Origin of the sequence: Burkholderia sp. SIMBA_062 (genome assembly GCF_046534765.1) — a bacterium.
GTDB classification, from domain to species: domain Bacteria; phylum Pseudomonadota; class Gammaproteobacteria; order Burkholderiales; family Burkholderiaceae; genus Burkholderia; species Burkholderia ambifaria.
On the sequence record NZ_JAWRYD010000164.1, the window covers coordinates 1 to 323 of the forward strand.

The following is a 323-nucleotide window of genomic DNA, read 5'->3' on the forward strand; positions in this document are numbered from 1 at the left end:
AAGACCGGAAGGACTTGGGGAGCGCTTAGAAGTGAGAAAGCCGGTATGAGTAGCGAAAGAGGGGTGAGAATCCCCTCCAACGAATGCCTAAGGTTTCCTGAGGAAGGCTCGTCCGCTCAGGGTTAGTCGGGACCTAAGCCGAGGCCGAAAGGCGTAGGCGATGGATAACAGGTTGATATTCCTGTACCACCTCCTCACCATTTGAGCAATGGGGGGACGCAGGAGGATAGGGTAAGCGCGGTATTGGATATCCGCGTACAAGAAGTTAGGCTGGGAAATAGGCAAATCCGTTTCCCATGAAGGCTGAGCTGTGATGGCGAGCG

General features: G+C 54.5%; 1 rRNA gene. It reads left to right on the forward strand.

Annotated elements, in window-relative coordinates:
• Positions 1-323, forward strand: a 23S ribosomal RNA gene (locus tag SB786_RS35865); the annotation flags it as partial.